Source organism: Lutibacter sp. (assembly GCF_041596795.1).
In the GTDB taxonomy this organism is placed as follows: Bacteria; Bacteroidota; Bacteroidia; order Flavobacteriales; family Flavobacteriaceae; genus Lutibacter.
Genome location: NZ_JBFHHX010000208.1, coordinates 1 through 4,174 on the forward strand (window position 1 = coordinate 1; position 4,174 = coordinate 4,174).

General features: G+C 28.4%; 4 protein-coding genes. 3 read left to right on the forward strand and 1 reads right to left on the reverse strand.

Annotated elements, in window-relative coordinates; genetic code table 11:
- Positions 1 to 25 precede the first annotated feature (25 nt).
- Entirely contained in the window at positions 26 to 1,108 is a 1,083-nt protein-coding gene (gene gcvT, locus ABY298_RS15230; RefSeq protein ID WP_372746907.1) for a glycine cleavage system aminomethyltransferase GcvT, read from the forward strand.
- A 140-nt stretch (positions 1,109 to 1,248) separates the two neighbouring features.
- Here gcvT and ABY298_RS15235 read toward each other — a convergent pair whose 3' ends face one another.
- On the reverse strand, positions 1,249 to 1,794 hold the full coding sequence (locus tag ABY298_RS15235) for a 1-acyl-sn-glycerol-3-phosphate acyltransferase (RefSeq protein WP_372746908.1): 546 nt from the start codon (positions 1,792 to 1,794) through the stop codon (positions 1,249 to 1,251).
- Between the two features lie 90 nt (positions 1,795 to 1,884).
- On the opposite strand from ABY298_RS15235, the gene rmuC reads away from it, so the two are divergent.
- Together rmuC and ABY298_RS15245 are read left to right on the forward strand one after the other, a co-directional pair.
- Positions 1,885 to 3,207 carry a DNA recombination protein RmuC gene (gene rmuC, locus ABY298_RS15240; RefSeq protein WP_372746909.1) on the forward strand — a complete coding sequence of 441 codons (1,323 nt, stop codon included), beginning with the start codon at positions 1,885 to 1,887 and terminating at the stop codon, positions 3,205 to 3,207.
- Positions 3,208 to 3,358: 151 nt separating this feature from the next.
- The coding region (locus ABY298_RS15245) for an AMP-binding protein (RefSeq protein ID WP_372746910.1) at positions 3,359 to 4,174 on the forward strand (816 nt) is incomplete at its 3' end.

Genomic DNA, 4,174 nt, shown 5'->3' on the forward strand with positions numbered 1-4,174 from the left:
TATTTTTGCTTCAAAATTATAGTAAATGAAAAATACAGCATTAACACATATTCATGAATCTTTAGGTGCAAAAATGGTACCTTTTGCAGGTTATAATATGCCGGTACAATATGAAGGAATTAATATAGAACACGAAACTGTAAGAAACAGTGTTGGCGTTTTTGACGTTTCTCATATGGGCGAATTTTATTTAAAAGGAAAAAATGCTTTAAAATTAATTCAGAAAGTAACTTCTAACGATGCTTCTGTACTTCACGATGGTAAAATACAATATAGTTGTATGCCAAATACTGATGGTGGAATTGTAGATGATTTATTAGTGTATAGAATTGGAAATGAAGAGTATATGTTAGTTGTAAATGCTTCTAACATAGAAAAAGATTGGAATTGGATTTCTAAACACAATAATTTAGGTGTAGAAATGATTAACAAATCTGATGAAATTTCTTTGTTGGCAATTCAAGGTCCAGACGCTGCCGAAGCATTACAACCTTTAACTAATTTAGATTTATTTAATATGAAATATTACAATTTTGCAATTGGTACTTTTGCTGGTGTTGAAAATGTAATTGTTTCTGCAACGGGTTATACTGGCTCTGGTGGATTTGAAATTTATTTTAAAAATAAAGATGCCGAACATATTTGGAACGAAGTTTTTAAAGTAGGTGAAAAATTTGGAATTAAACCAATTGGGTTGGCTGCCAGAGATACGTTGCGTTTAGAAATGGGCTTTTGTTTGTATGGAAATGATATTAATGATACAACATCGCCTATTGAAGCTGGTTTAGGTTGGATTACTAAATTTACCAAAGATTTTATAAATTCAGAAAATTTAAAAACCCAAAAAGAAACTGGTGTAACAAAAAAATTAGTTGCCTTTGAAATTTCTGACAAAGGAATTCCACGTCACGGTTACGAAATTGTTGATACTAATAATACTGTTATTGGAGAAGTAACCTCTGGAACTATGAGTCCATCACTTAAAAAAGGAATTGGAATGGGTTATGTTACTAAAGAGCACTCTAAAATTGGAACGGAAATTTTTATTCAAATTAGAAATAAAGCTATACCTGCAATTGTAGTAAAACTACCTTTTTATAAAGGATAAACTATAATTTAAAAAGCTATTTATATAAAAAATATTGTCGACCTGAACTTGTTTCAGGTCGACATAATTAATTAACAATCAAAGCAATAATATTCTGAAATATATTCAGAATAACGTTTTTTAGTTTTTATAAATAGCTACTACAGATTAAAATTTTCAGGAACTTTACCTTTAACACCTCTAAAAAAATTATAGAAATTATTAAAGTCGTTCTCCATATTATCTGTTAAATAATAAGGTTCAGAAATTTTCACTTTTTTAGTTCCAAAATCTAATGTGGCCATTACTATTGGCACGTTTGCACCTTTTGCAATATAATAAAATCCGGTTTTCCATTCTTCAATTCTTTTACGTGTTCCTTCTGGAGATAATGCTAAAACAAAATTTTCATTTTCATTAAAAACATTTACAATAGCTTGTACTTTATTGGTACTCTCACTTCTGTTTACAGGTGTTCCGCCTAACCATCTAAAAATAAATCCAAACGGAGGTTTAAATAACGAAGCTTTACCAATAAAATTTATTTCCGCTTGTTTAGCCCACTTAGACAATATAGCTATAGGAAAATCTTGCCAATGCGTATGAGGAGCAGCTATTATAACATATTTTTTTAAATGTTTTGGATAGTTTCCTTCTATTTTCCATCCTAATATTGTGTGGAGTATAAATTTTGCAAATAATTTCATAAGGTTGTTAATAACTACTTTCTTATTTTTTAACAGTAATTATTACAGCAAATATAAAACACTTAATTTAGTAACCTAATAAAAATTGAAATGACAACTACTTTTTTATACGTAATTATAGCGGTACTTTTTTTAGCCATTGGTTTTATAATTGGTAAATTATTAACTAAAAACACCTTAGAAAAACTAACTTCAGAACTTGATATTAGAAATAAACTATTACTTGAAGAGAAAGAAGCTACAAAACTAGTTTTAAACACATTAAATGAGGAAAAAAATAATTTAAGCTCTCAAAAACATCAACTTGATTTGTTGTACAATCAGAAAATATCTGAACTTAAAAACCTTGAAGAAAAATTACAAGAAAATAAAAATGAAGTAGAAAAATTACAAGAAAAATTTTCGAAAGATTTTGAAATATTGGCCAATAAAATATTGGAAGAAAAATCGAATAAATTTACGGAACAAAATAAAGAAAACTTAAAAACTATTTTAAATCCGCTTCAAGAAAAAATACAAACTTTTGAGAGAAAAGTTGAAGAAACACATAAAGAAAGTATTGATTATCACGCCGCATTACGTCAACAAATTGTTGGTTTAAAAGATTTAAACTTACAAATGAGTAAAGAAACCATTAACCTAACAAAGGCATTAAAAGGCGATAGTAAAATGCAAGGAAACTGGGGAGAATTGGTTTTAGAACGTGTATTAGAAAAGTCTGGTTTAGAAAAAAATAGCGAATATTTTGTGCAACAAAGTTTTGTAAATGATGAAGGTAAACGCATTATGCCCGATGTAGTTATTCATTTACCAGATGAAAAGAAAATGATTATCGACTCAAAAGTATCTTTAACAGCTTATGAGCAATATGTAAATTCTGATGATGAATCACAAAAAGCACAATTTATTAAAGAACATGTAAACTCTTTAAAAAGACATATTGAACAATTAAGTGAAAAGAAATATGAAGATATTTACAAAATAGATTCACCAGATTTTGTATTGCTTTTTATACCAATTGAACCTGCTTTTGCAGTTGCTTTAAACAATGATAATCAGCTATATAACAAAGCTTTTGAAAAAAATATTGTAATTGTTACTCCTACTACCCTTTTGGCAACTCTACGTACTATAGATAGTATGTGGAACAACGAAAAACAACAAAAAAACGCTATTGAAATTGCCTTACAAGCCGGACGTTTATATGACCAGTTTGTGAATTTAACTGATGATTTAATTAAAGTAGGAAATCAGTTAAAAACCGTACAAGGTTCTTATGATGGTACAATGAAAAAATTAACTGGCGCAGGAAATTTAATTAGAAAAGTAGAAAGTATTAGAAAACTAGGCGCTAAAGGAACTAAAAATTTTAATGATAAATTATTAGAACGTGCTGAGGAAAGCGACGATTAAAAAAACACTATATTAAACTACTTGGTAATCTAAATCAGATTTAAATCTTAAAATAAAATTCCATCTAATTTTAAGCTTAATTTCTAGGTTAAAAATTTCGTTTTGCAAATTCGTTTTTTATTTATAATTTGCATGTTACCAAATATATATTATGACAACGAAAATAACTCGATTGTTTGATTTTGCTTACAATCAATTGAAAACTAAACCTCAATTAAAGTGTTTTAACTCAAAAATTCAGGGTAATTGGGTTGCTATTTCTACAGAGCAATACCTGCAACAAGCAAATACTATCAGTCGAGCGCTATTGCGTTTAGGAGTTAAACCAACAGATAAAATTGCCGTTGTAACCACCAACAACAGAGTAGAATGGAGTATTTTAGATATAGCAATTTTACAAATTGGAGCTATAAATGTGCCTTTGTACCCAACTATATCATCAACAGATTATCAATATATCATAAACCATTCCGATGCTTCTTTGTGTTTTGTATCAGACAAAATATTGTATGATAAAGTATTTAAAATTAAAGAAGAAACTAGTTTATCTGATATTTATTCTTTTGATACTATTCAAAATGTTTCAAGTTGGGAATCCTTATTAAAATTAGGTGAAGACACATCCAATCAAAACGAAGTAGATAAGTTAAAAGATGCTGTTCTTCCATCAAATTTAGCAACTATAATTTATACTTCAGGAACAACAGGAACGCCAAAAGGTGTTATGTTATCACATAATAATATAGTTCAAAATACATTGGTAAGTGCAAATGCTTTAGACTTTGATTCAGAAAAACATAGGGTTTTAAGTTATTTACCTATTTGCCACATATTTGAAAGATTTGCTTTGTATTATTATCAAATGATGGGATTTGAAATTTATTTTGCCGAGTCTATTGATAAATTGGGCGATAATTTAAAAGAAGTAAAACCTCATTTTATTCCTGTGGTGCCAAGGCTTTTAGAA

What these genes read in the sequence shown, in the direction of transcription:
- gcvT (WP_372746907.1), top strand. Translation starts at nt 26, where the DNA reads ATGAAAAATACAGCATTAACACATATTCATGAATCTTTAGGTGCAAAA.
- ABY298_RS15235 (WP_372746908.1), bottom strand. Translation starts at nt 1,794, where the DNA reads ATGAAATTATTTGCAAAATTTATACTCCACACAATATTAGGATGGAAA.
- rmuC (WP_372746909.1), top strand. Translation starts at nt 1,885, where the DNA reads ATGACAACTACTTTTTTATACGTAATTATAGCGGTACTTTTTTTAGCC.